The following is a 26,490-nucleotide window of genomic DNA, read 5'->3' as shown; positions in this document are numbered from 1 at the left end:
ATACCGGTGCCCGGCAGGCTTGCCAAGAAACGGCCCGCAGTAACCGCAGAGAGTACCGTAAGCCTTGCCGGGGGCAAGTATATTCAAGAAAGCCCGGTAAAGGCCGATACCACCATTAACAGGCCGATTAAAAGAGACATCCATGGCGGAAAATCCAGTAGCAGAGAACTCGGAGCAGCGAGGTGCCTCCGGAGCGGTACTGCGGCCTGGCCGTGCCGCTGACCCCGTGCCGGCCTCACCGGATTCTGCTATTAATGCCGCTCAGCGCACGGCCGCTCTGCAGCAAGAAGACGACTCGGCGCAATCCGGCGAATCGCCCGAACCGCAGGGCAATAACGAGGCGTCCGGCGAGGAAAGTACGGCCACCGGGCAGGAAATTTCCGAGAGTGGACAGGTGCAGGCAGAGTCGCGGCAGCGCAAATTACGACTGTTGTTGCGGCAGTGTGATCGGGTGTTGCTGATGGACTTCAACCTGCTGGCGATGCCGGACTGGCCTGATAACTATCAAGTGGCGGCCGCCCGGCGCAGTCGTGACCTTTGGGTTTTCAGTGCTCTGGTGGCGGCCTCCTTTTTTTTGAGCGGATTGACGGGGTTCGTGCCGGCCTGGATAGCCGGAGGCGGTTTTGGTGCGTTCGTAATCATTCTGCTTCTGGGCGTGCCGTTCATTCGCCGTATTTATACCTCGAGTCCGTCGCACCTGGATTTGATGATCCGTCGGCAGCGAATGCTTCGGGACGCCCGAAAACACGTGGCGCACCTGGAAGGCGATGAGGGTCTGATCTGGCAATGCGCACGCATGGCGGAGTTCAATCCGGCGTTACGTCATACCCGCTTTACTGAGTTGTTGCGGTTGTCCGAGCGGAAAGTGTTGCCCCGATACCTTACCCGGCGAGACCACGTGCGGCTGTACCTGATCTACCTGCTGGAGGCTGAAAAGGCCTATGGCAAAGTTCAGGCGGCGTTCTTTGAGGGTAACCAGGAAGCGATTGACCGGGGGTGGCGCTCGGTGGCTGCCGTTCCGGAACACCAGGCTTGACATAATGCGCCTTCAAACGTATGTTTCAAACAGACGTTTGCTAGAGGCTCTGACAACAAAATGGCGCAGTCCGATACCGTTGACCGCATTCTTGACGCTGCCGAAGAGCTGTTTGCCGAGCGCGGGTTCTCGGAAACATCCCTTCGCATGATTACCAGTAAGGCTAAGGTAAATCTCGCCGCTGTCAATTATCACTTTGGCTCAAAGAACGCCCTTATCCACGCCGTTTTCGGCCGTTTCCTGACGCCATTCTCCGCTACCCTGGAAACCGCTTTCGATGACCTTGAGGCGCGTTGTGATGGCCAGCCACCGACCCTGAATCAGACGCTCTGGGCGTTGACCGAGAGCGCCGTGCGTATGCCTCAGCGGAATGAAAAAGGAATATCCATTTTCATGCGCCTGCTGGGGCTTGCCTATACCCAATCCCAGGGCCACTTGCGCAAGTTTCTTGAGCAGGAGTACAGCGAACCTTTCGGGCGTTTCATGCGTCTGCTGAAAGAAGCGACCCCGGAGCTGTCGTCGGTGGATCGGTACTGGCGTATCCAGTTCATGCTGGGAGCCACGGCCTTCACCATGTCCAGCAGTGATGCGCTGATCGATATTCTGGAAAACAAGCTGGGCGTTGAGACGTCTGTTCAGGAAATTGCTGCGCGCCTGGTTCCGTTTCTGGCGGCGGGTATGCAAGCGCCGGATAAAATGCTGGTGCCGCCTACCGTTTCCGGGGTTTCGGTTGCCTGATCTCCCTCCCCTCGGGTAGTCTTCCCTCTGGTTTATGACCGGAGGGAAAACGCCGTCAATGTCCGATACCACACCCCTCGGGGTTACCCTGTGCATTGATATCGCCCGCCAGTGCCTGACCCTTCTCGATGATTCGCGTGGTGCTATTGCTGTTTATCCGGTGTCGACTGGCCTGAATGGGCCTGGTGAACGGGATGGCAGTGGTTGCACGCCGACCGGTGAGCACTACGTGCGTGCGCGCATCGGGGCAGGTCAGCCAATCAACACCGTGTACCGGGGGCGTCGTCCGACCGGGGAGATCTACAGCCAGGAACTGGCCGATGCCTATCCGGGGCGGGATTGGATTCTCACCCGTATCCTTTGGCTTTGCGGGTGCGAGTGGGGGCATAATCGTGGGCCGGGGGTGGATACCTTCCGTCGATTTATTTACATCCACGGTACGCCAGACACAGAGCCCATGGGTGTGGCACGTTCTCACGGCTGCATTCGCATGAGAAACGCCGATATGATTGAGCTTTTTGAGCAGGTTCCGGCGGGTACCCGGGTCCGCATTGGTTAAGCCGCAACGATTCAGAGGGAAAGGATGATAGGCCAAGTCTTGAGTGTACTGAATGGCTGGATTGAACAGTTCGGGTTGCTGTCCGATGGCTGGCGGGCCGGGGTTCTGGTGTTCCTGCTGGTGTTGGCAACCGCCACGATCGCCTACATTGCCAGCCACGTGATTGCTGCCCTGGAGAACAAGTTTTCCAGCACCCGGAACCTTTGGGATGATGTGATTCTCCATGCGGTTCGGAGGCCCGTTGTAGCTTTTGTTTGGCTGCAGGGCGTGTACTGGGCTGCGGAGGTGGCACACCACTTTTCCGATGCCGAGGTGTTCAAGGCGAACGGCGTGTTGCTGCAGATTGGTTTTGTCTGGGTGGTGGTCTGGTTTTTTATACGGCTGATCAAGCAGGTTGAGAGCGTTCTCACCTCGCCGATCAAGATGTCCAAACCCATGGACTACACCACGATGAGTGCCATCAGCAAGCTGTCTCGTGCGGTGGTGATTATTACCGCTGTGCTGACGGCCTTGCAGACGCTGGGCTTCAGCATTTCCGGTGTGCTGGCGTTTGGCGGGGTTGGCGGTATCGCGGTTGGCTTTGCCGCGAAAGACCTGCTGGCCAATTTTTTCGGTGGCTTTATTATCCATCTCGACCGGCCGTTCAAGGTCGGAGACTGGGTGCGCTCACCCGACCGCAACATAGAGGGCACGGTGGAACACATAGGATGGCGGCTGACAACCATCCGGACCTTCGACAAGCGCCCGCTCTACGTGCCCAACGCTGCGTTCACGACCATCGCCGTGGAAAACCCGTCCCGCATGAGCAACCGGCGAATTTATGAAACCATCGGGATTCGTTACGCCGATGTCCATGCTATGAAGAAAATCGTGGATGACATTCGTGAGATGCTGAAGGGGCATGAGGAGATCGAGTCTGACCAGACGCTGATCGTGAACTTTCTGGCCTTTAATGCGTCATCCCTGGACATCATGGTGTATACCTTCACCAAAACCACCCAGTGGGTACGGTTCCACGAGGTGAAGGAAGATGTATTGCTGAAAATCAGTGAGATCATCGAGGGTTATGGGGCTCAGGTGGCATTCCCGACGCGGACATTGCATCTTCCGGATGGCGTCAGCATAGAGGGGCATGAGCAAGGTAAGCCCGGCTCCTCCGAATCGTCCCGAGCTTCCGGGGGACCTCGCCAGGCAAGTGAGGGAAGCCATGATGGGGAAGTCGATTCAGGGGCAGGAGACGGGAACTCATGACGAGTCATAAAACCGCGGCCGTTGGTATCATCGGCGGTACCGGGCTGACCAGCCTGAGCAATCTTGACATTATGGCTGAAGAGGCGGTCGAGACGCGATGGGGGGCGCCATCGTCTGCGCTGATCAGGGGGCAGCTGGGTAATCAGCCGGTCATTTTCCTGGCGCGCCATGGCAATCCGCACCGGATTCCCCCGCATCAGGTTAATTACCGGGCCAATATCCAGGCGCTATACGATGCCGGAGCGCGAGTGCTGATTGGAGTTAATGCCGTGGGCGGTATCCATCCCGATATGGGGCCGGCGCACATCGTCATTCCTGACCAGCTGATTGATTACACCTGGGGCCGGCCAGGCACTTTTTTTGAGAATGATCTGGAAGAGGTGACGCATATCGACTTTACCTGGCCTTACGACCGGGAGGCCCGCAAGTTGTTAATCGATACCGCCAGGTCTCTGAATCTGGCGCATTCGGATTTCGGAGTCTACGGTGCGACCCAGGGGCCGCGGCTGGAAACGGCCGCCGAAATTCGCAGAATGGAGCGCGACGGGTGTGATCTTGTGGGCATGACCGGTATGCCGGAAGCGGCGCTGGCCGCGGAACTGGGCCTGCGTTATGTCAGCCTGGGGCTGGTGGTCAACTGGGCCGCCGGAAAAAGCGAGCAGATCATCACCATGGCCGATATTGAAGAGGCCATTCGCCAGGGGATGGCGGGCGTTCGGCAGATTCTCGAACGCTCCATGTCAGGCCTGGGGCAGTTGGTGCTTACTCCTCGATCTTCTTGAAGAACACCAGAACGCCAATAGTGGGGGAGTCGATGAAGTGGATTTCCTCACTGCGCATGCGCCGGGTTTCCCGAATCCAGGTAATTAGCTCGGGCGGCGCCACGCTCTGCTCGTATGCGGGCGGGAGTGCGTTGGCACCGGTATCGTTGATCGTGCCATTCGGAATATTGTTCCTGTTCTGATCTACTGCTGCCTCCGGAGTCGACTCTGGCTCTGCCGGGTCCTCGGGGAGGGGAGAGGCCTCTTTACTGGCGGTACCGGCGGCCCAGTGGTTGAGGTGCACGTTGACGTGCAGGTAGCGCTTGCGGTCGATGGTGATCTGTCCTTCCACTGCTCGCTGCCCGGGTTCTGTTAGCCAGTTGCCAGTGGCCACTTGCAGCGGCGCGCCCTGATAATCCGGTGGAAAAGCCTCGTACCAACCGGCGGTGGCGAGCACCCGGTAGTTGCCGCTGCGCTCAAGGCGGTTAGCGGCTTGCCCCAGATGCAATTCTTCGCGCGGAACCAGGTTCAGCTCGGTGATACGTTCGCCTGTCTCAGGCTCCACCCAGAGTGTTTTACCGGGTTCTTCCGCAGTGTCCACGATCTTGCCGGACATCTGCTCCTCGATGCCAGCGGGGTCTACCAGCCGCTGCAGGATCACGATCTCGGCGCGATAGTAGTCGTCCGGAACGGTTTCCGGAACGCTTTGAGCCCACAGGCCGGGGGAAGCGAGCGCCACGGAGAGGGCCAGGGTTGCACTGGCCAATCGCTTCCGTGAGCATAAAAGTTGAGCTTGCAAGGGCGTTACTCCACCAGAGTCCTATGGGTTACGATGCCTTTGCCCGGGCCTTGCCGGGCGCCAGTTCGTCGAGCATCGCTGCGATGGCGTCGAGTTTACCATCGGTTGAGTCATCATTCAGCCGGAAGCGGAAGCTGTTGGCGCCTTCCAGCCGATGCTGGTCCGGTGCGGCTTGCACTTTTTTAACCAGCTCGAGTGGGTCGACCGGCGTGGTTTCACCAAACTCGAACCTCACCCATTCCTTGCCCGCATCCACTTTCACGATACCCAGCGCTTCGGCTTGCAGGCGCAGCTGTGTCTGGTGCATAAGATTTTTTGTCGATTCCGGTAATAATCCGAAGCGATCAATCATCTCCACCTGAAGTTCTTTTAATGCCTCCTGGTCCTTAACGCTGGCAATACGCTTGTAGAGCATCAGGCGGTTATGAACATCCGGCAGGTAATCGTCTGGTATCAGTGCGGGAATGCGCAGATTCATTTCAGTGCCGTGGCTCAGGGGCAGATCGGCATTGGGTGTGCGGCCTTCGCGAATGGCTTTTACGGCCTCGTCAAGAAGTTGCATATAGAGGGTAAAGCCAATGCTTTCAATCTGGCCACTCTGCTCTTCGCCCAGAAGTTCGCCGGCGCCACGGATTTCCAGATCGTGGGTCGCGAGCATGAAACCCGCCCCGAGATCCTGGGATTCAGTAATGGCATCCAGCCGTTTTTTGGCATCGGCAGATATGGCTTTCGGCGGAGGTGTCAGCAAGTAAGCGTAAGCCTGGTGATGGGACCGGCCCACGCGACCACGCAATTGGTGCAGCTGGGCAAGGCCGAATTTATCCGCGCGTTGAATGACAATGGTGTTGGCGCTGGGAATATCGATGCCGGTTTCCACAATGGTCGTACACACAAGCACGTTGAAGCGCTTGTGGTAGAAGTCCGACATGATCTGTTCCAGCTGACGTTCACGCATCTGGCCATGGGCGACGCCCACTCGTGCTTCAGGTATCAATCTGCGAAGGTCTTCGGCGGTTTTTTCGATGGTTGCCACGTCATTGTGCAGGAAGTAAACCTGCCCGCCCCGCAGAATCTCACGCAGAATGGCTTCTTTCACCATGGCGTCGTCCCGCTGGCGGACAAAGGTTTTCACTGACAGACGGCGAGCCGGCGGAGTGGCAATGATGGAAAGATCCCGGAGGTGCCCCATGGCCATGTTCAGCGTTCGCGGAATGGGCGTGGCGGTGAGCGTCAGCATATCGACTTCCGCCCGAAGGGATTTCAGTTTTTCCTTCTGCTGAACGCCGAACCGGTGCTCCTCGTCAATAATCACCAGGCCGAGGTTTTTGAACTGTATGTCGCCCTGCAGAAGCTTGTGAGTGCCGATAACAATATCGGCCTTGCCTTCTTCAATCGCGGTAATGGCCTTGCTGGTCTGGCTGCCGCTGCGGAACCGGCTAAGCAGTTCAACGGTGACCGGTGTGTCCGAGAAACGATCCCGGAAGGATTCGTAGTGCTGCTGTGCCAGCAGGGTTGTGGGCACAAGTACGGCCACCTGTTTTCCGGACCAGGAGGCAAGAAAGGCAGCGCGCATGGCCACTTCGGTTTTGCCAAAACCGACATCGCCACAGACCAGCCGGTCCATGGGGCGTTCGCCGGTCATGTCCTCAAACACTGCCTGAATGGCCACTTGCTGGTCCGGCGTTTCTTCAAAAGGAAAGCCAGCGGCAAAGGCCCGGTAGGCCTCTTTCGGATCCTCAAACTGGAAACCTTTTCGTGCTTCGCGGCGGGCGTAGACATCGAGGAGTTCCGCGGCGGTGTCGCGGATTTTTTCCAGTGCTTTTTGTTTCGCGTTGCTCCAGCGTTCCGTGCCCAGCTTGTGCAGCGGGGCGTGTTCCTCATCAGCGCCGGCGTATCTGGAAATCAGGTGCAGACTGGACACCGGCACATACAGCTTGGAGCCGCCGGCGTATTCCAGGGTCAGGAACTCGTCGGACTGGCCGCCGGCGGTCAGGGTCTCCAGGCCCTTGTAGCGCCCGACACCGTGGTCGATATGCACAACCGGGGCTCCGAGTCTCAGCTCAGACAGGTCCCGATAGCCCGCGTCGTCGGTTTCAGTCGGTTTCTGACGGCGCCGGCGTTGCAGCACCCGTTCCCCGAACAGAGCGGTTTCGGAAATCAGCGCCAGGTTCTGGCTGGGCAACACCATGCCCTGTTCCAGGGGCGCGATGGTTATCGCCAGTGTAGCGGTTTCGGCCTGAATGAATTCAGACCATCCCTGGACGGTCACGGGCTTGAGCTTGTGGTCCTCCAGGCTGTCGATGAGTGCCTCACGGCGACCGGACGATTCCGCGCAAATCAGAATGCGGCCGTGGAATTCCCGGACAAAGCGCTTGAGGCGCGCGGCCGGGTCAGCGGCGCGCCCGTCCATGGCGACATCCGGGAGTGATTGCGTGTCACAGTTGGTGGAGCCGGCGCCCTCTTCGGCCTGGACGCTGCAGGTGATACGGGGGTAGTGCTTCAGCTGCGCGAACACTTCATTCGGTTGAAGAAACAGTTCGTTGGGCGGAAGAATGGGGCGCAGGCGGTCGTGACGGCGATCTTCGTGGCGGGCCCGGGTTTCGGCATCGAAGGCGTTAACCGCATCATTCAGCCCGCCGGCGGTAAAGACCAGCGTGGTATCCGGCAGGTAGTCGAACAGGGTGGCCGTCTTATCAAAGAACAATGGCAGGTAGTATTCGATGCCCGGCGGAGTGATGCCGTGGGTGACATCCTGATAGACCGGAGCGTCTTTGTCGGCGTTGGGGAAATACTCGAACCAGCGATTGCGAAATCCGGAGCGGGCTTCTTTGTGCCAGGGAAATTCGTTGGCTGGCAAAAGTTCGATGCGCTCGGTGCGGTCTATAGATCGCTGGGTTTCAGGGTCAAATGTCCGCAGGGTCTCGATTTCGTCATCGAACAGGTCAATCCGGTAGGGCAGGTTCGACCCCATCGGATAAATATCGAGAATGGCACCACGGACCGCGTACTCTCCGTGCTCGTAGACATTCTCGGTATGGTGGTACCCCGCTGCTTCCAGTTGCATTCGCCAACTGTCGATGTCGAGGGTCTGGCCAACCTCCAGTAGCAGGGTATTGCCCTGCAGATAGCTTGGAGGGGCCAGTCGGTGCATCAGGGTTCTGGCCGGCACCACCAGAATGCCCTGGCGGGTAGAGGGCAGCCGGTGCAGGGAGCGGATTCTCCGGGAGGTGATGTCCTGATGCGGCGAAAACAGGTCGTAGGGCAGGGTTTCCCAATCTGGCAGGGAAAGCAGTTCAATACCGTCTTCGGTGATCGTGGCGCCGTCTTCGTCTGTGGGTAATCCCAGAAAGAAGCGGATGGATTGCTCCAGCTGAATCGCCTCGCTGGTGCTTTGGGTGATCACCAGGGTCAGGCCTTTGTGCTCCCGGGCGCTTTCGCAAATGGTCAGCGCGTCTGCGCAGCCGTTCAGCTGGCCCCATTTCCGGTGGTCAGCCGATTTTTCAGGGGCGGCGGGGGCAATGAGCGTGGCGTGGGCCTGGCCTTTGGTCATGGGGCGAGCGTTCTCCTGAATGGTGTATCGATAACCCGGGCGCGGCTATTCTATCGCCCGGTGCTGGTACTGTCATGGCCGGGGCAGACAAACGGCTATTTGCCGTAACGCTTTATAAGTTGGATAATGTGCGCCCACATTATTTCCAGTGCTATACGAGGTTCCTACTGTGAGTCACGAACAGATCAACCAGCACCTGTCCAACTGGACTGACCGGGAGTCAACCGCCGAGGCGATGATCCCCCTGATCGGCCGTCTGTACCGCAAGAACAACGTTGTTACGTCCGTATACGGCCGTGCGATCATTAACCAGTCCGTGATCGACATCATTCGCGCTCACCGTTTTGTGCGCCAGGTTGAGGACAGTGAGCTGTCTGTTCACGACACCCTGCCGATTCTCGAAGCGCTGGACAAGCTGGAGCTCGGGCGCGCTCACATCGACATTGGCAAGCTGGCGGTCAAGTTCAAGGATGAGGGGGGCGACCTGGCCGAATTCCTGAAGCAGGAAGTTGGTACGGTCGTGGGCAAGTACGCCGAAGAAGCGGCTCGGGACGCTCAGGAAGAAACCAAGGATGTTGTCCTGTATGGCTTTGGCCGGATCGGTCGCCTGCTTGCGCGTATTCTGGTTGAGAAGGCAGGTGGCGGAAACAACCTCCGCCTGCGAGCGATTGTGGTTCGTCAGGGCGGCGCCGAGAACGATCTGGAAAAGCGCGCCAGTCTTCTGCGCCGCGACTCCGTTCACGGTCCGTTTGACGGCACCATCACCGTCGATACCGAGAACTCGGCTTTGATCGCCAACGGTAACTTTATCAAGGTTATCTATTCCGACGGCCCGGACAAGGTGGATTACACCGAATACGGTATCAATAACGCCATCGTGGTGGATAATACCGGTAAGTGGCGTGACGAGGCCGGCCTGGGACTGCACCTGAAATCCAAGGGTGTAAGTCGCGTGATTCTGACAGCACCGGGCAAGGGCGATATCAAGAATATCGTCTATGGCATCAACAACGACTGGATTACTGACGAGGACCGGATTCTCTCTGCAGCGTCCTGTACCACCAATGCCATCACGCCGGTTCTGAAGGCAATTCATGACGAATACGGTATTGAAGACGGCCATGTTGAAACGGTCCACTCCTATACTAACGACCAGAACCTGATCGACAACTACCACAAGGGCAGTCGTCGTGGCCGCAGTGCGGCACTGAACATGGTTATTACCGAAACTGGTGCCGCCAAAGCGGTTGCCAAAGCGCTGCCGGAGTTGAAGGGCAAGTTGAGCGGCAATGCCATCCGGGTGCCGACTCCCAACGTGTCCATGGCGATTCTGAACCTCAACCTGAAAAGCGATGTCGATGCCGAGAAGGTCAATGAGTACCTGCGTGATATGGCGTTGCACTCAGAGCTGCAGAAGCAGATCGACTTCGTGAACTCTCCGGAGGTGGTTTCCACTGACTTCGTGGGTTCCCGTCACGCAGGCGTTGTCGACGCCCAGGCGACTATTGCCAATGGCAAGCGCTTGATTCTCTATGTTTGGTACGACAATGAGTTCGGTTACAGTGCCCAGGTTGTCCGCTGTGTCAATCAGATGGCCGGCGTCACTTACCCGATCTTTCCGAAGCGGGCCCGCGACTAAAGTCGTAGGCCGGCTTCCGGCGCCTGATCACTGCAAAACCCCGGTGGCGTGAGCTGCCGGGGTTTTGTGTTACTTTGGGGTACAAAACCATTCCCGTTAGCGGTGGAAATGGGTTTCCTTAATCTCTATAATTGGCGCGATTTTGGGTATGTCTGGCACCCCGTTTCTCATCTTTTCCTGCGTCAAATGTTCATCGGCCGCAAGTGCCGGGGCATTTGAACCTCAAGGTGCAGCCGTTCGGCGCAATCCGGACAGGAAACCAGGGCCGCAGGGGCCGGGCGTTACAAATCCACAGAATAGTTTCTGATGATTGGATGAGGCTAATGATCAAGATCAAAAAAGGCCTGGATCTTCCCATCAGCGGCGCTCCTGAACAGACCATTACTGACGGCAAGCCGGTTCGCCACGTGGCGTTGATCGGTTTTGACTACAACGGCATGAAGCCGACGATGGCTGTGAAAGAGGGAGACCGTGTCAAGCGCGGTACGCTGCTGTTCACGGATAAGAAGACCGAAGGCGTTCGTTATACCTCGCCCGCCGCAGGCGTGGTGAAAGAGATCAATCGCGGTGAGCGTCGTGTTTTCCAGTCTATCGTTATCGAGATCGATGGCGATGAGGCGGAAACCTATGCCCGCTACAGCGATTCAGACCTGGCCGGTCTGGAGCGCCAACAGGTAGTCGACAATCTGGTTGAATCCGGCCTTTGGACTGCTCTGCGCACTCGTCCTTACAGCAAGGTCCCGGAAATCGATTCCGCTCCGAATTCCATTTTCGTCTCTGTGATGGACACCAATCCGCTGGCTGCGGATCCGACTGTGATCATCAAGGAGAACAGCAAGGCGTTCGAGAAGGGGCTGACGATCCTCTCGCGCCTGACTAACGGCAAAGTATTCGTGACCGGCAAGCCCGGCTCCGATGTGGCTGTTCCCAAGGGCGAGAACATTGAAGTGCATCAGTTTGATGGCGTTCACCCGGCGGGTAACGTAGGGACGCACATCCATCATCTGGATCCGGTATCGGCCAGCAAAATAGTCTGGTCTGTGAACTATCAGGACGTCATCGATATTGCCAGGCTGTTCGAGACTGGTGAGGTACCGGTTGAGCGGATTGTGGCGATCGGCGGTCCCAAGGCTGTAAAGCCTCGCCTGGTGCGTACCCGTCTGGGCGCCAGCCTGCCTGAACTGCTTGAGGGTGAAGTGGCGACCGATAGCGAAGTGCGCGCTATTTCCGGCTCCGTCTTTGGCGGTCGTCGTGGCGACGGTCCGTGTGCCTACCTCGGCCGGTTTGCCAACCAGGTGACAGTGCTCGAAGAGCACAGCAAGCGCGAGTTTATGGGGTGGCTGTCTCCGGGCCCGAACAAATTCTCCGTGCTGAATATTTATCTGTCCAAGTTCTCCCCGGGCAAGCTGTTCAATTTCACCACCACCACCAACGGCAGTGAACGCGCCATGGTACCGGTCGGTGCCTACGAGCAGATTATGCCGCTCGACATTCTTCCCACGCAGCTGCTGCGTTCGCTGATTGTCGGAGACACTGAAATGGCACAAAAACTGGGTGCCCTGGAGCTGGATGAAGAAGATCTGGCGCTGTGCACCTTCGTGTGCCCCGGCAAATATGAATACGGTCCGATTCTTCGTGAGAATCTGACCCGAATCGAGATCGAGGGCTAATACGATGGCAATCCGACAGTTTCTCGACGGTATCGAGCATCATTTTGAGAAAGGCGGCAAGTACGAGCGCTGGTATGCTCTGTATGAGGCGGTTGATACCATTTTCTACGCACCTTCGAGTGTTACGTCCACCACATCCCATGTGCGCGATGGCGTTGACCTCAAGCGCATTATGATCACAGTGTGGCTGTGTACCTTCCCGGCCATGTTCTTCGGTATGTGGAATATCGGTTTTCAGGCCAACAGTTATCTGGCGTCCAATCCGGACGCGATGATCGCTGATGGCGGTCTGCGCGAAGCCTTTATTTCGGCGCTGGCCGTGACCGGTGCAGGCGCTGGCTGGTGGGACAACTTCGTTTATGGCATGGCGTACTTTGTGCCCATCTACGCGGTGACGTTCATCGTTGGCGGTTTCTGGGAAGTGCTGTTTGCCACCGTGCGCAAGCACGAAGTGAACGAAGGTTTCTTCGTGACCTCCGTACTGTTTGCACTGATCTGCCCGCCTACGATTCCGTTGTGGCAGGTGGCTTTGGGTATCACCTTCGGTGTGGTTATCGGTAAAGAAGTGTTTGGCGGTACTGGCAAGAACTTCCTCAACCCGGCCCTGACCGGTCGTGCCTTCCTGTACTTTGCCTATCCGGCACAGATTTCCGGCGATACCGTGTGGACGGCTGTCGACGGGTTCAGCGGTGCGACCGCTCTGAGCTGGGCGGCCTCCGGCGGGCTAGAGGCCCTGGAAACCCAGATTGGCTGGATGAATGCGTTTGTGGGCACCATCCAGGGGTCTATGGGTGAAACTTCAACGATCGCGGTGTTGATCGGTGGTCTGATTCTGCTGACCATGAAAATTGCTTCCTATCGCATTGTTGGCGGTGTGCTGATAGGCATGATCGGTATGTCGCTGCTGCTGAACATTGTGGGTTCTGAAACCAACCCAATGTTCGCGATTCCGGCGCACTGGCACCTTGTCATGGGCGGTTTTGCCTTTGGCATGATGTTCATGGCAACCGATCCGGTGTCTGCAGCAATGACCAACACCGGTCGCTGGTGCTTCGGCATTCTGGTTGGTGTGATGACCGTGCTGATTCGCGTTGTGAACCCGGCGTTCCCGGAAGGCATTATGCTGGCGATTCTGTTCGCTAACCTGTTTGCGCCGTTGATGGACCACTATGTGGTTCAGGCCAACATCAAACGGAGGCTTGCTCGTGGCTAAACCCAAGGATACCGTCTCCAGAACGCTGATGGTTGCGCTGGTTCTGAGTATTGCGTTTTCAGTTGTGGTCTCTACCGCTGCTGTCATGCTTCGTCCCGCGCAGATCCAGAATCAGAATCTGGACATCAAAACCAATATTCTCTCGGCCGCCGGTATGTTGAATGCCGGTGCCACAGCCGAGGACATTGAGAACACATTCGAGCGTTTTGACGTTCGGCTGGTTGATCTCGATACCGGTGATTTCGTGGAACCCTCCGCCGTAGGCGTTCAGGATCCCATGAAGTACGATATGTACAAGGCTGCTTCTGATCCGGCCATGTCGACCAATATTCCGTCTTCGGAAGACAAAGCCGGCATCAAGCGCCGCCCGAACGTTGCCAAGGTGTATACCTTGAGCGACAACGGCGAACTGGTTCGCGTTGTGCTGCCGATTCACGGCTACGGCCTGTGGTCTACCCTGTACGGTTTCATCTCACTGGAAGGTGACCTCAACACGATTGAGGGTCTGGGGTTTTATTCCCATGCGGAGACCCCGGGGCTGGGTGGTGAAGTAGACAACCCACGCTGGAAACAGCAGTGGACCGGCAAGGAAGTCTACGCAGACAAGCCCACGGAACCCAAGATCCAGCTGGTGAAGGGCGGTGTCGGCTCCGACGCGAAAGACAAAGAGCACAAAGTTGATGCCCTGTCTGGCGCTACGCTGACCAGTCGTGGAGTTCAGCAGCTCGTCAATTACTGGATGGGTGATCGCGGTTTCGCCCCGTTCCTGAACAAACTTCGTGAAGGGGAGGTCTGACCATGGCAGGCTCGACAGCCAAACAGGTTCTCTTCGAACCGATCTTCAGCAATAACCCCATTGCCCTGCAGATACTCGGTATCTGTTCAGCGCTGGCGGTAACCACCAGCATGAGCGTGAGTATCGTCATGTGTCTGGCGGTTATCGCGGTTACTGCATTCTCTAACCTGGCGGTGTCGCTGGTACGGACCCAGATCCCGGGCAGCATCCGGATCATCGTGCAGATGACCATCATTGCGTCTCTGGTTATCGTGGTGGACCAGATCCTCAAGGCATACGCCTATGAAATCTCCAAGCAGCTGTCGGTATTCGTTGGTCTGATCATCACCAACTGTATCGTCATGGGCCGCGCGGAAGGTTTCGCCATGAACAACCCGCCGTTTATGAGTTTTCTTGACGGTATCGGCAACGGCCTCGGCTACTCCGTGATCCTGCTGTTCGTTGCTTTCTTCCGTGAGCTTCTGGGTGCTGGTTCCCTGTTCGGTTTCAGCCTGTTGCCGGTGGTTAACGAAGGTGGCTGGTACGTACCGAACGGACTGTTGCTGCTTCCCCCGAGCGCCTTCTTCATTATCGGCCTGGCAATCTGGGGCCTGCGTGTGTGGAAGCCGGAGCAAGTGGAAGAGGCGGATTACAAAATGTCTCGCCATAAAGTCAAGGAGGCCTTCTGATGGAGCACTATATTAGTCTTCTGGTAAAGGCCATTTTTGTTGAGAACATGGCTCTGGCGTTCTTCCTGGGGATGTGTACCTTCCTGGCAATCTCCAAGAAGATTGAAGCGGCGACGGGCCTGGGCATTGCGGTTGTTGTTGTGCTGACGGTAACCGTGCCGGTCAACAACCTGCTCTATAACACCATTCTGCGCGAAGGCGCACTGGAATGGGCGGGCCTGGCCAACGTTGATCTCAGCTTCCTCGGCTTGCTGACATACATCGGTGTTATTGCGGCGATCGTACAAATCATGGAAATGGTGCTGGACAAGTATATTCCTGCACTGTACGCGGCGCTGGGTGTGTTTTTGCCGTTGATCACGGTTAACTGCGCCATCCTCGGTGCATCCCTGTTCATGGTTGAGCGGGATTACACGTTCGGGGAAAGCGTGGTGTATGGCTTTGGCGCTGGCGTGGGCTGGGCCCTGGCTATCATCGCTCTGGCAGGTATCCGTGAGAAACTCAAGTACAGCGACGTTCCGGAAGGTCTTCGTGGCCTGGGCATCACCTTCATTACGGTCGGGTTGATGTCACTGGGCTTCATGTCCTTCTCCGGCATTTCTCTGTAATTCACCCGGTGATTCGGTTTAACGAAAAGGCGAGACCATGAATACAGAAATTATTCTCGGCGTGGTCATGTTCACCGTTATCGTTCTGGCGCTGGTTGCGATTATCCTTGCAGCCCGCTCCAAACTGGTAAGCACCGGTGACGTGACTATTGAGATCAACGACGACCCCGAGCACACGCTCAAAACAGCTGCGGGTGGCAAGCTGCTTGGCACCCTGGCTAACAGTGGTATTTATCTGTCCTCCGCCTGTGGCGGCGGCGGTACCTGCGCACAGTGTAAGTGCAAGGTCTTCGATGGCGGCGGTGCGATGCTGCCGACAGAAAAGACCCACTTCACCAACCGGGAAGAAAAGGAAGGTTGGCGCCTGTCCTGTCAGGTTCCCGTGAAGCAGGACATGAAGATTGAAGTGCCCGAAGAGTTCTTCGGCGTGAAGAAGTGGGAATGTGAGGTTATTTCCAACCATAACGTTGCCACCTTCATCAAGGAGCTGGTACTGAAGCTGCCGGAAGGTGAGGAAGTTGACTTCCGTGCCGGCGGTTACGTGCAGCTGGAGTGTCCTCCTTACGAAATTCCGTTCAAGGATTTCAATATCGAGGAAGAGTTCCACGAAGACTGGGACAAGCACGATATCTGGCGCTACAAGGGCGTGAACAAAGAAGAGACTATTCGTGCCTACTCCATGGCGAACTATCCGGAAGAGAAAGGTCTGCTCAAGTTCAATATTCGTATCGCGACACCGCCTCCGGGTACCGATCACCCGCCTGGTATCATGTCGACTTATGTATTCGACCTGAAGCCGGGTGACAAAGTCACGGTGATGGGACCGTTTGGTGAGTTTTTCGCGAAGGATACCGAGGCAGAAATGGTGTTCATCGGGGGTGGTGCCGGTATGGCCCCCATGCGCTCACACATTTTCGATCAGCTCAAGCGCCTGAACTCCAAGCGCAAGATCAGCTTCTGGTACGGTGCGCGTAGCGTGCGCGAAATGTTCTACGTGGAAGATTTCGACGGTCTGGCTGCCGAAAACGATAACTTCGAGTGGCACGTGGCGCTCTCGGATCCGCAGCCGAACGACGACTGGGAAGGCCCGACCGGGTTTATCCACAACGTGTTGTATGAAAAATACCTGAAGGATCACCCGGCGCCTGAAGATTGTGAGTTCTATATGTGTGGACCCCCAATCATGAACGCGTCGGTCATCAAGATGCTTAAAGATCTTGGTGTTGAAGACGAAAACATCATGCTGGATGACTTCGGAGGTTAAGTAAACCGCATGACATCCCGCATGGTCCGACCCGCCAGGGTAGCTTTGGTCAGCGTCTTTATGGCGCTGGCTGTAGCCACCCTGGCGGGTTGTTCGTTTCAGGAAGAGAAAAAAGTCTGGGAAATCTCGGGAGGGATTTTCGGGACGACCTATCACATTAACGTCGTATTGCCAGAAGACGAGCAACGCCTTCAAACTCTGGCCCAGGGTATCGAGAACACGCTGGAGCAGGTTGACCACGCTATGTCGACCTGGAAGCCGGACTCGGAGCTGTCGCAGTTGAACCAGCAGGGAGACCAGTCCGCCTGGACCGCGCTTTCCCCCGGGTTATTCGAGGTCATCCATCGGTCTGTCGAGATTGCCGAGCTGACCGGCGGGGCGTTTGATGTCACCATCGGCCCGGTGGTCAACCTCTGGGGATTCGGGCCGCAGGCCCGGCCGGAACAAGTGCCTTCTGAACAGGAGCTTCGTTCGGTTCTGGATGGCACCGGTTGGGAGCACCTGGAGTTTGATCCGACGGCGCGAGCTATGCGCAGCGAGAAGCCCCAGTACATTGATCTATCAGGGATTGCCAAAGGCTACGGCGTTGATGCGGTCGCCCGGTATCTGGATAGCGAAGGCGTTGGCGCGTACCTGGTTGAAGTCGGTGGGGAAGTGCGAACTGCCGGTCGTAAACCGGATGGCAGTGCCTGGCGGCTGGCCATCGAACAGCCAACAGAGCAGGGCCGGGAAGTCAACAGCGTGGTGGCCCTGGATGCGCAGGCGATGGCCACCTCCGGGGATTATCGTAACTATTACGAATCGAATGGGCAGCGATACTCCCATACAATAGACCCTGAGACAGGAAGTCCGATTGGCCACAGGCTGGCCTCGGTTACCGTTATTTCAGAGGACTGCATGACCGCAGACGCGCTGGCAACAGGGTTCAATGTCATGGGGTTCGAGAGGGCGATGAGCCTGGCTACACGGGAAAACATTCCCGCGTTTTTTATCGTAAGGCGAGACAGCGGTTTTGAGACTCATCAGTCACCGGCATTCTCGTCTTACCTTGTCCAGTAAAGGGGGCAGTTATGGGTACCTTTCTTTTAGTTTTATCCATTGTGGTGTTGTTGATTGCCGGTATGTCGGTTGGTGTTATTTTCGGTCGAAAGCCGATCAGCGGGAGCTGCGGGGGCATGGGTGCTCTGGGCATCAGTACGTCCTGTGACATCTGCGGTGGCAATACCCAGAAGTGCGAAGATAGCCGGAGTGGCTCAGATGAGCCAGTGAAAGCGGAAGACCTGGCCTACGATGCCACTCAAGCCGATAAGTAACCGCTCCCGGCCCAACACATTAATAACGATAGCTACGCTTCAAAGACGTAGATAAGGAGTCAGTGCGCGCATGGCAGAGCATCATTACGACGTAGTGGTTATTGGCGCCGGTCCCTCGGGTGAAGGGGCCGCGATGAACGCGGCGAAGCACAATAAGCGAGTCGCCATCATCGAAGACAAGTCCACCGTCGGCGGTAACTGTACTCACTGGGGTACCATTCCGTCGAAAGCGCTGCGTCACTCGGTCAAGCAGATCATAACCTTCAACACCAACCAGATGTTCCGGGACATCGGCGAACCCCGTTGGTTCTCGTTTCCGCGGGTATTGCAGAACGCCCAGAAGGTGATTGGCAAGCAGGTGAAGCTGCGTACCCAGTTCTACTCTCGAAACCGGGTGGACCTGATTAACGGGCGTGCTGCGTTTGTCGATTCGCATCGATTGGAAATCCGGGGCCACAAATCGGTAGAAACGATTCATTTCAAACAGGCGATCATCGCCACGGGCTCACGCCCGTATTTGCCGCCCGATGTCGATTTCCGTCATCACCGGATTTACAATTCTGATTCGATTCTTAACCTGTCCCACACGCCGCGTACGCTGATCATTTATGGTGCCGGTGTTATCGGCTCGGAATACGCCTCCATTTTTGCCGGTCTGGGCGTGAAAGTGGACCTGATCAACCCGGGGAGCCGGCTGTTGTCATTCCTTGACGACGAAATCTCCGACGCGTTGAGCTACCACCTCCGTAACAATGGCGTACTGGTGCGTCACAACGAGCAGTATGAGTCTGTTAAAGGCGATGATCACGGGGTTGTGCTGTCCCTGCAATCCGGCAAGAAAATCCGGGCGGATGCCTTCCTGTGGTGTAACGGCCGGAGCGGCAACACAGAGAACCTGGGGCTGGAGAACATTGACCTGACGCCGAACGGCCGGGGTCAGCTTGCAGTGGACGACCACTACCGCACCGAGGTTGAGCATATCTATGCCGCGGGTGATGTCATCGGCTGGCCAAGCCTTGCCAGCGCGGCTTACGACCAGGGCCGGGCAGCGTCGTCCGATATCAATCAGGACGAATATTTCCGGTTTGTGGACGATGTTCCTACCGGTATTTATACGATTCCCGAGATCAGCTCGGTCGGTAAAACGGAACGTGAGCTGACTGAGGCCAAGGTGCCTTACGATGTTGGTCAGGCCTTCTTCAAGGATCTGGCCCGGGCACAGATTACCGGGGAAGCGGTGGGTATGCTGAAAATCCTGTTCCACCGGGAGACCCGGCAAATTCTCGGCATTCACTGTTTTGGTGACCAGGCCGCCGAAATCGTTCACATCGGCCAGGCCATTATGAACCAGGAAGGTGAAGCGAATTCCCTGAACTATTTCATCAATACCACGTTCAACTACCCCACGATGGCAGAAGCCTACCGTGTGGCAGCCCTGAACGGCCTGAACCGGATCTTCTGACCGGTTCAACGCTCCGGAGCCGGGCCTTCTTCAGGCCGGCTCCGTCGTCCCCTCCCGGATAGGCAGGTTCAACAAGGCCTTGGCCCGGTTATCGAAGAACATCCGCGTACTTGTCGGATAGTCGGTAATGATGCTGTCGACGCCCATCTCTTCCAGCACGAGCATGTCGTGAATGCGATTCACGGTCCACGTGGAAACGTGCATATTTCTCCGATGCGCGGTTTCGAGCATACCCTTGGTCAGTATTTTCCAGTTAACGCAGAAGTATTCGCACCCAAGGCGGGTTGCCAGATTCAGCGGTTTTGGAAACTTTCGCTCGGCCACCAGGCCAATCCGGATGTTTTTGTTCCTCCGCCGGATCTGCCGGAGAAACCATGGGTCGGCTGACGTGATGGTTGCGGTCTGGAACAGATCCCGGCGCTGGATGATCTCGGTCAGGCGGTTACACAGGATATTCAGTCGGGCGCGGGAATCTTTTTTCACCTCTAACTGAAGATGTTCGAGGTCATCGAACTGATCCAGCAGGTTCTCCAGCGTCGGAATGCCCGTTTTCCGGGACCAGGCACTGGTGTTACGGCGTGCGTCCATCTCGGCCAGTTCCGCTGCCGTATAATGGCCAACACTGCCTTTCTGGCCGGTGGTCCTGTCGACAGACAGATCATGCACCAGTACGGGAATGCCGTCTTTTGACAGCACCAGGTCCAGTTCGAAATGCCGAATACCATGACGATGAGCGTGTATGAAGCCCGGCAGGGTATTTTCAGGGGCCTCTCCCTTGGCTCCGCGGTGGCCATATACAATCATTGTGCAGAAGTGTCCCTGAGGCGTTGATAAATGGCTTGGCGCTTTTTCCAGGTTTCATGGCACAGGCGAATGTCCTCCAGGTAAGCCGGCAATTCATTCATCAGAAGGGCTTGAGGGCCGTCCACGAGCGCTTTTTCCGGTTTCGGGTGGAAGTCGACCAGTACCATATTGGCGCCGGCTATCACCCCTTGCGCGGTGGCGTGCATGACATCAAGGATGCCATCGGGTGATTGCTCCCGACTGCCGACAGAGTGAGAGGGGTCTACACAGACGGGCATTCGGGTCAGCCGCTTGACGGCCGGTACGTGGGCGAAATCCACCATATTTCGGTGAGGCTGCCCGGCTTCGGTTTTCATGCCGCGCAAACAGAAAATGACATTGGCGTTGCCCTCGCTGGCCAGATACTCGGCGGCGTTCAGGGATTCATTCAGGGTAATGCCAAAACCGCGTTTCAGCAGGACCGGGTACGTGCTCTGTCGACCGATGGCTTTAAGCAATTCAAAATTCTGGGTATTCCGGGTGCCTATCTGCAACATCACGCCGGTTGGCCGACCCAGTTTCTCCAGACAGGTGTCGATTTCTTCGATGTGGTTTTCGTGGGTGATCTCCATGGCCACCACCTTGATGCCATGTTTGCCGGCTTTCTCGAATACCCAGGGCAGGCAGCCCTTGCCATGGCCCTGAAACGAGTAGGGGTTGGTTCGTGGCTTGTAGGCGCCCATGCGCGTGCAGACTTCGCCGTGGCTCTCCAGCGCCTGCATCATCATTTCCACGTGCTCGGGAACATCGACGGCGCACAGGCCAGCAAAAATGTTCAGGTTATCCTGGCTGAACTCAACACCATTGTAGGTAAAACCGCTCTGACGCCTGTCGTCCTTGTGGCGGCCGAGAATACGATAGTCCTCCGAGATGCGGATCGCGCGCTCTACGGCGGGGAGGGCTTCAATTTCTTCCTTATCCAGCGATTTCGTATCACCCAGAAGGTAGATCTCGGTTAGTCGTTGGCTGGCACCCTGAATTTCGTGTACCCGAATACTGACGCCCGGAAGGTGCTCCAGGTAATCCATGGTCTGGCGATAAGCGTCGCTGTCCAGCCCGGTGTTGGCGTGAAGAATGGCTAGCATGGAATCTCCTTGAATCAGTGGGCGGACTCTTCCGCCCGGTGCCGCGCCTGCATGAATTCGCGATGGTTAAGATGCAGCAGGTCTGCCATGCGGCGAATAAGATGTTCTTCGTATTTGTCGATGCGGCCGTCGGCAAAAGCGACCCGCCAGATGCTCTCAAGCAACGACTGCTTCTGTTGCTGATCCAGATGATCGTTAATCTGCCCGGTAAACTGGTACAACGAGGTCGCGTCCTCAGCGTGGGCAAGCGCATCACTCAGGATTTCCTCGGCTTCTTCCCGGGTCACCTGATGGGCTTTAACCGCGCAATCGACAATGGTCTTGAGCTCTCGTTCATCTTCCTGATTATCCACTCGCGATAATTGCACCATCAGCGCGGTAGCCGCCACGGCCAGTTGATGATTATCCGGCGTTACCGGTTCGTCAGCGGAAACAGAAAACAGTTGTTTGAGGCGTTCGATCATAATCAGCTACTTCACTCTATAGAATGTCAGGCCGCCTGCGACAGCCGGCGAACCCGCTCCTCCAGTTGTATCTGGTCAGCCGCAAAGCGACGAATGCCATCGGCCAGTTTTTCGGTGGCCATGGCATCCTCGTTAGACTCCCAGCGGAATTGCTTTTCATGGATCTGGCCAGGCCGGTCTGATGAGGAGGCCGCCTGCGGGCTGAGTTTACGGGCCAGGGAGCCCTGATCGTCTTGCAATTCCTGAAGCAGGGCAGGGCTGATGGTCAGACGGTCGCAGCCTGCCAGCATTTCGATTTCGCCAGTGTTGCGGAAGCTGGCTCCCATCACCACTGTGTTGAAACCGTTGCTCTTGTAGTAATTGTAGATGCGTTTTACCGAGAGCACCCCGGGATCTTCTGCCGGCGGATAAAAGTCGCGGCCGGAGCTGGCCAGGTGCCAATCGAGAATTCGGCCAACGAAAGGCGAGATCAGATGGGCGCCCGCCTGGGCGCAGGCTACGGCCTGCACGAAGGAGAACAGTAACGTCAGGTTGCAGCGGATACCTTCTTTCTCCAGCTGTTCAGCAGCCTGAATGCCCTCCCAGGTTGAGGCAATCTTGATCAGGACACGGCTTGTATCCGCGCCCTGGCGATCGTACAAGTCAACCAGCCGGCGCGCCCGCTCAAGCGTTGCGGAGGTGTCGAAGGAGAGCCGTGCATCGACCTCGGTGGAGACGACGCCGGGAATCAGTTCGAGAATTTCCTTACCCGCCAGTACCGCCAGCATATCGGTGGCCAGCGTCAATTGCTCGGCGTCCGAGCCGCCCTGTTTAACCGCAAACCCGACGGCCTTTTCCAGCATCGGACGGTATGCGTCAGACGCTGCAGCCTTGAGTAAGAGAGACGGATTCGTGGTGGCGTCTTCCGGGCGCCACTGGCGAATTGCGTCTATATCACCAGTATCCGCTACAACCGTGGTCATGGTCTTGAGTTGTTCAAGCTTGTTGTTCATTCGTCCTGTCGTCCCGATGTTTCGGTGTTATTGGAGCACCCGTCCAGAGTGCCTGTTTACTAACTACAATAACGGCAGCGCAGAGCTGGGACAAGACGACAATAAGTAAGGGGCTGATCAGCTTTCCAGAGCAGGTTCTGGTTCTCTGACTTTAGCCAGCGCCTGTTCAACCACTTCCAGCCCGGAACCGGGCTTGTTGGCGTTTTCGCTTAGATGGCGACGGAACTGGCGGCCTCCCGGCTGGCCAAGGAACAGGCCCATGATATGACGGGTAATGTGCGTAAGGTATACGCCCCGGTCCAGCTCCTGCTGGATAAAGGGGAACATGGCGCGCAGAGCTTCATGCCGGCTGGTAATGGCAGGCTGCTCACCGAAGAGTTCGGAGTCCACGCGAGCCAGCAGCCAGGGATTATGGTAGGCCTCCCGCCCGAGCATCACGCCATCGGTGTGGGCCAAATGTTCATGGCATTGCTCGAAGGTTTTAATACCACCGTTGATGATGATTTCGAGATGCGGATAAGCTGCCTTCAGGCGGTACACCCAGTCGTATTTCAGTGGCGGAATATCACGGTTTTCTTTCGGGCTCAGGCCTTCGAGCACCGCAATGCGCGCGTGCACAATAAAGGTCTTGCAGCCGGCCGCCGCAACAGTTTCGATAAATTCACAGAGCTCATCCCAGGATTCGCGGCCGTTGATGCCAATACGGTGTTTCACGGTAACCGGCAAATCGGTGGCTTCGATCATGGCCGCCACGCCCTCTGCCACCTTGTGGGGGTGCCCCATCAGGCAGGCTCCGATCATGTTGTTTTGTACCCGGTCACTGGGGCAGCCCACATTCAGGTTAACTTCGCTGAACCCGAACTGCTGCGCCAGGCGCGCACAATGCGCCAACTCGCTGGCATCACTGCCGCCGAGCTGAAGGGCCAGGGGATATTCCGAGGCATCATGGCGTAGAAACCGCCCGGTATCGCCATGAATCAGGGCGCCCGTTGTCACCATTTCCGTATACAGCAAGGCGCGTTTACTGAGGATGCGGGCAAGGTAGCGAAAATGCGGGGTCGTCCAGTCCATCATGGGTGCAATGCTGAACCGCCGTGAGGGTTCCTGACGCGCGCTGGCCATGCTCTCTGGCGAATGTCCTGCTTTTCTCTGGTTACTGTTTTCTACCATTTCGTGCCTATTTTCATTAACTTACAGCATTGATACGCCGCGTTTCTTCCACGCATGGGATTCATGAGTGGCCGATTATACCGCGGCAACGGCACCCTTGGCCGTAAGGCTTTGGCGAAGGAGTGTGGACCCCGGCGCGGCCTCTGGCATCAGTAGCCCAATTGTTTAAGCAATATCTCATTTTCAAGCAATTCTACGCGGGATTTACTTTGCTTGTCTTTCCGGCGGCGTTCACGCAGCAACGCGAGCAGACTGGCCATCACAAAAATATCCGGCAAGGCCCACAGCACGCCGATGGCAGCGGCCTTCGCCTCGGCCTCGGGATCATACTCGGCCATCTCCGGCACACCCCAGGCGCTTGCATAGTATTTCGCGGATTCCTGGCTCTGCGGCAACAGGCCGTAGGTATCGTGGTACTTCAGTACCCGCTCGTTACCCACCAGAAATGGCGGCACCAGCAGGGTCATCAATATTACCCGGAAGGCAAAGTGGCGAAACTTTCGCCGGCGCGGCTGGGCGAACAGCCACGTCCAGAGGCCGATTACTACTATGGCGACCCCCAGCGTCGTGATTGCCAATCCACCGACAACGCTGTCGCCATCACCCAACGCCTGGTACAGGAAAGGCATAAATCGCACCGCTGCATCAAAGCCCAGCTTGTTCCAGGGCATATGGCCCGGTGCATATGTATCCAGCGCCACAAACAACAGGTAGAAAACCAGCATTCCTATGAGCGTGCCCCGCACCATACGCCCGATGCCCAAAGTGGATCGCTCTCGCGATACGTGGTCTTTCAGGCTGCGGATACGCTCGTCCAGGTGATTGACGGCGCTCTGCGTAAAGAGCTGAAGCTTGCCGATGACCTGCTCGGAATATTCGTCAGGCGAGTTCATCCCAAGTAATTTCTCGCCAATGCCGGTATTAAGCCAACGTTTGGTTCGCATTGAATCCGTGACTCCCGGGCCGGGATCATCTGCCAGCAACTTATTGAGGGTGGAATCCAGAACTCCGTCCAGTTCCACCGCCTGCAATTTGTCCCCTACGAAATGGGTTTCTACCGGTTCGCTCGCAAACCGTTCGTCCGGCCGGATCAGGGCAGTCACAGCATTCAGCTCACCGGGCATCTCGGCCTTGATTGGATAGCCGGTCTGCCCGGAGAAACTCAATTCTGATAAATTCCAGCGGGCCGCTTTGGCCGGGGGTGCCAGCTGCCCTGCGCGGGTCTTGTCGCCGCCCAGCACGTAGTTCTTCACCCATCCTGAGAGATCCTCGGAGAGCAGAGTGAATACCCGTTTCACGCTGGAATAAGCGGTCACAGTTATCATATGAGTGATCCTGCCCCGGCCGATGCAGGTGGCGCACATCTCCCGGCCGGATCCACCACAGCCGCCACAAGTTCTATTGCCGCTACCCGAGCAAGAATGACAGTGGTTGGACCCTTTGCCTCCGCAGCCCAAACATCTCTTGCGCCTTTGTACCTGATCGTGGGGATCCCATTGCAGGTTGTATCCTTCGCCATGGCAAGCGACACAACGGTTTGCCCCGGCTCCGTGACAACTACTGCAGTTTTCCTTTCCGGAGCCCCGGCAACCTCCGCAGTCGACATGCCCCTTGCCACTGCACGGGCCGCAGTTCTCCACCCAGCTTGATGTATGCTCCCCCAGCGGCTCCATACCAACATCCAAAGGGTTGGAACGAATCATCTCAATGAGCCGCTTCCGTTGGTCGGACAGTTCGCCCGCCACTGATGCTCTGGCAAACTTATCCGCGCGTTCCTTGGCAGTCGCCCTGTCCGGACAGCCACCGAACGTACCCGGCTTGCTGCTGGTTGTTGTTTTCGTCTCACAGCCAAGCTGCATCCTCAGGAGCAGGGGGGCCGTTTCATGGCTGACAGAGTCGGTCACACAGTGCCAGTTCTCGACAGTTTCAAGCCAGCGGGCGGCCTCACCATCTATCAGGTTGCAGATGTCTCGGGACACTGAATTGGTCATTGATCAGCCCTCCGGCATTCTAATGAAGCGGCGCTCATAGTGTTTGTCGTAGGGTGTCAGTTCTACCCACTCTTCCACCGTCTGGTACCCCGGTTTACTGACCCGGACCCGGTATTTGCCAAAAGGCAACCGCATACCGCGCCGATAGGGCTCGACGATATTCATGACCTGTATCTTTGGCTCACGGGCGGTCGCATCAACCCATAAGATTATGGTGCATTTGGGGCACTCGAACGGATTCACACCAGCGAAAGGATCTTCATAGCCCCGTTCTTCATACTCAACCTTGAGCACGTCACCCTTGTAACTGGCGGGAAAGGGAGTCAGGGCCTCTTGTTTTTGGGCGGAAGCTTCGGCCAGTCCATGAAGAGCTGACTGCCCAAGGGGGTAATACAGCACGGAGTAACCGGCGACGGTACATGCTACCAATAGCCAGCCGACAACAAAGAGCCTTTCATTTGGTTTCACAGCGTGTCCTTTTCATCTGCCAACGAGTTGATTTTAAAATTTCAGCCTGACAACAAGTCGGTGCTTGCCCCTGCATGATGCTCTGGCAGCCTAGCAAAACTCTGGTATTACGAGCGTGATCGCCACGGGAGATTTGGCAAAACGTCACGT

General features: G+C 56.9%; 24 protein-coding genes. 15 read left to right on the top strand and 9 right to left on the bottom strand.

Features of this window, described 5'->3' with window-relative positions; genetic code table 11:
- Positions 1-142 precede the first annotated feature (142 nt).
- Genes ACP2AU_RS02635 through ACP2AU_RS02615 form a run of 5 tightly spaced genes read left to right on the top strand, consistent with a single transcriptional unit; the run spans position 143 to position 4,366 of the window.
- The gene (locus ACP2AU_RS02635) at positions 143-1,036 is read left to right on the top strand and encodes a hypothetical protein (protein ID WP_426374221.1); all 894 of its coding nucleotides are present in this window, start codon (positions 143-145) and stop codon (positions 1,034-1,036) included.
- Between the two features lie 60 nt (positions 1,037-1,096).
- On the top strand, positions 1,097-1,774 hold the full coding sequence (locus ACP2AU_RS02630; protein ID WP_426374220.1) for a TetR/AcrR family transcriptional regulator: 678 nt from the start codon (positions 1,097-1,099) through the stop codon (positions 1,772-1,774).
- 58 nt (positions 1,775-1,832) lie between these two features.
- Positions 1,833-2,333, top strand: coding sequence for a L,D-transpeptidase family protein (locus ACP2AU_RS02625; RefSeq protein WP_426374219.1), 501 nt, complete (start codon positions 1,833-1,835; stop codon positions 2,331-2,333).
- Positions 2,334-2,357: 24 nt separating this feature from the next.
- Entirely contained in the window at positions 2,358-3,584 is a 1,227-nt protein-coding gene (locus ACP2AU_RS02620; RefSeq protein WP_426374218.1) for a mechanosensitive ion channel family protein, read from the top strand.
- Positions 3,581-4,366, top strand: a complete 786-nt coding sequence (locus ACP2AU_RS02615) for an S-methyl-5'-thioinosine phosphorylase (protein WP_426374217.1) — start codon at positions 3,581-3,583, stop codon at positions 4,364-4,366. Before ACP2AU_RS02620 ends, ACP2AU_RS02615 begins: the two co-directional genes overlap by 4 nt.
- On the opposite strand, the gene ACP2AU_RS02610 is transcribed toward ACP2AU_RS02615, so the two are convergent.
- Together ACP2AU_RS02610 and mfd are read right to left on the bottom strand one after the other, a co-directional pair.
- Entirely contained in the window at positions 4,347-5,111 is a 765-nt protein-coding gene (locus ACP2AU_RS02610; protein ID WP_426374216.1) for a CsiV family protein, read from the bottom strand. The two genes, ACP2AU_RS02615 and ACP2AU_RS02610, sit on opposite strands and share 20 nt — an antisense overlap.
- A 61-nt stretch (positions 5,112-5,172) precedes the next feature.
- Complete coding sequence (gene mfd, locus ACP2AU_RS02605; RefSeq protein WP_426374215.1) at positions 5,173-8,694, bottom strand: transcription-repair coupling factor; 3,522 nt, start codon at positions 8,692-8,694, stop codon at positions 5,173-5,175.
- A gap of 169 nt (positions 8,695-8,863) precedes the next feature.
- Here mfd and ACP2AU_RS02600 point away from each other — a divergent pair, with 169 nt between their 5' ends.
- The 10 genes from ACP2AU_RS02600 (at position 8,864) to sthA (ending at position 19,327) form a co-directional block, all read left to right on the top strand.
- The gene (locus ACP2AU_RS02600; protein ID WP_426374214.1) at positions 8,864-10,333 is read left to right on the top strand and encodes a glyceraldehyde-3-phosphate dehydrogenase; all 1,470 of its coding nucleotides are present in this window, start codon (positions 8,864-8,866) and stop codon (positions 10,331-10,333) included.
- A 323-nt stretch (positions 10,334-10,656) separates the two neighbouring features.
- Positions 10,657-12,003, top strand: coding sequence for a Na(+)-translocating NADH-quinone reductase subunit A (locus tag ACP2AU_RS02595; protein WP_426374213.1), 1,347 nt, complete (start codon positions 10,657-10,659; stop codon positions 12,001-12,003).
- 4 nt (positions 12,004-12,007) lie between these two features.
- Positions 12,008-13,216 carry an NADH:ubiquinone reductase (Na(+)-transporting) subunit B gene (locus ACP2AU_RS02590; RefSeq protein WP_426374212.1) on the top strand — a complete coding sequence of 403 codons (1,209 nt, stop codon included), beginning with the start codon at positions 12,008-12,010 and terminating at the stop codon, positions 13,214-13,216.
- Positions 13,209-14,012, top strand: coding sequence for a Na(+)-translocating NADH-quinone reductase subunit C (locus ACP2AU_RS02585; RefSeq protein ID WP_426374211.1), 804 nt, complete (start codon positions 13,209-13,211; stop codon positions 14,010-14,012). The genes ACP2AU_RS02590 and ACP2AU_RS02585 overlap by 8 nt, the downstream gene beginning before the upstream one ends.
- Positions 14,013-14,014: 2 nt before the next feature.
- Positions 14,015-14,680 (top strand): NADH:ubiquinone reductase (Na(+)-transporting) subunit D, encoded by a 666-nt coding sequence (locus ACP2AU_RS02580; protein ID WP_426374210.1) that lies wholly within the window; start codon positions 14,015-14,017, stop codon positions 14,678-14,680.
- A complete protein-coding gene (gene nqrE, locus ACP2AU_RS02575; RefSeq protein ID WP_426374209.1) occupies positions 14,680-15,288 on the top strand; it encodes an NADH:ubiquinone reductase (Na(+)-transporting) subunit E in 609 nt (202 codons plus the stop codon). The genes ACP2AU_RS02580 and nqrE overlap by 1 nt, the downstream gene beginning before the upstream one ends.
- 37 nt (positions 15,289-15,325) lie before the next feature.
- Complete coding sequence (gene nqrF / locus ACP2AU_RS02570) at positions 15,326-16,552, top strand: NADH:ubiquinone reductase (Na(+)-transporting) subunit F (RefSeq protein WP_426374208.1); 1,227 nt, start codon at positions 15,326-15,328, stop codon at positions 16,550-16,552.
- A 9-nt stretch (positions 16,553-16,561) separates the two neighbouring features.
- Positions 16,562-17,611, top strand: a complete 1,050-nt coding sequence (locus tag ACP2AU_RS02565; protein ID WP_426374207.1) for an FAD:protein FMN transferase — start codon at positions 16,562-16,564, stop codon at positions 17,609-17,611.
- Between the two features lie 11 nt (positions 17,612-17,622).
- Positions 17,623-17,865, top strand: a complete 243-nt coding sequence (nqrM, locus tag ACP2AU_RS02560; protein WP_426374206.1) for a (Na+)-NQR maturation NqrM — start codon at positions 17,623-17,625, stop codon at positions 17,863-17,865.
- Positions 17,866-17,935: 70 nt separating this feature from the next.
- Positions 17,936-19,327 (top strand): Si-specific NAD(P)(+) transhydrogenase, encoded by a 1,392-nt coding sequence (gene sthA, locus ACP2AU_RS02555; RefSeq protein WP_426374205.1) that lies wholly within the window; start codon positions 17,936-17,938, stop codon positions 19,325-19,327.
- Positions 19,328-19,357: 30 nt separating this feature from the next.
- On the opposite strand, the gene ACP2AU_RS02550 is transcribed toward sthA, so the two are convergent.
- The 7 genes from ACP2AU_RS02550 to ACP2AU_RS02520 all read right to left on the bottom strand — a co-directional run bounded on the left by ACP2AU_RS02550 (position 19,358) and on the right by ACP2AU_RS02520 (position 26,340).
- The gene (locus ACP2AU_RS02550) at positions 19,358-20,131 is read right to left on the bottom strand and encodes a glycerophosphodiester phosphodiesterase (RefSeq protein ID WP_426374204.1); all 774 of its coding nucleotides are present in this window, start codon (positions 20,129-20,131) and stop codon (positions 19,358-19,360) included.
- Entirely contained in the window at positions 20,128-21,255 is a 1,128-nt protein-coding gene (locus ACP2AU_RS02545; RefSeq protein ID WP_426374203.1) for a 3-deoxy-7-phosphoheptulonate synthase, read from the bottom strand. Before ACP2AU_RS02545 ends, ACP2AU_RS02550 begins: the two co-directional genes overlap by 4 nt.
- Before the next feature lie 14 nt (positions 21,256-21,269).
- The gene (locus ACP2AU_RS02540; protein ID WP_426374202.1) at positions 21,270-21,719 is read right to left on the bottom strand and encodes a TerB family tellurite resistance protein; all 450 of its coding nucleotides are present in this window, start codon (positions 21,717-21,719) and stop codon (positions 21,270-21,272) included.
- A gap of 26 nt (positions 21,720-21,745) precedes the next feature.
- Positions 21,746-22,711 (bottom strand): transaldolase, encoded by a 966-nt coding sequence (tal, locus tag ACP2AU_RS02535; protein WP_426374201.1) that lies wholly within the window; start codon positions 22,709-22,711, stop codon positions 21,746-21,748.
- Between the two features lie 117 nt (positions 22,712-22,828).
- Positions 22,829-23,833, bottom strand: coding sequence for a tRNA dihydrouridine(20/20a) synthase DusA (dusA, locus tag ACP2AU_RS02530; RefSeq protein ID WP_426374200.1), 1,005 nt, complete (start codon positions 23,831-23,833; stop codon positions 22,829-22,831).
- Between the two features lie 197 nt (positions 23,834-24,030).
- Positions 24,031-25,206 carry a hypothetical protein gene (locus ACP2AU_RS02525; protein ID WP_426374199.1) on the bottom strand — a complete coding sequence of 392 codons (1,176 nt, stop codon included), beginning with the start codon at positions 25,204-25,206 and terminating at the stop codon, positions 24,031-24,033.
- 669 nt (positions 25,207-25,875) lie between these two features.
- A complete protein-coding gene (locus ACP2AU_RS02520) occupies positions 25,876-26,340 on the bottom strand; it encodes a PEGA domain-containing protein (protein ID WP_426374198.1) in 465 nt (154 codons plus the stop codon).
- Positions 26,341-26,490: the final 150 nt, after the last annotated feature.

The sequence above is a fragment of the Marinobacter sp. VGCF2001 genome (assembly GCF_049943275.1).
Taxonomy (GTDB): Bacteria; Pseudomonadota; Gammaproteobacteria; order Pseudomonadales; family Oleiphilaceae; genus Marinobacter.
Note: the sequence above shows the minus strand (reverse complement) of the source record. Positions and strands in the feature narration are given on the sequence as shown.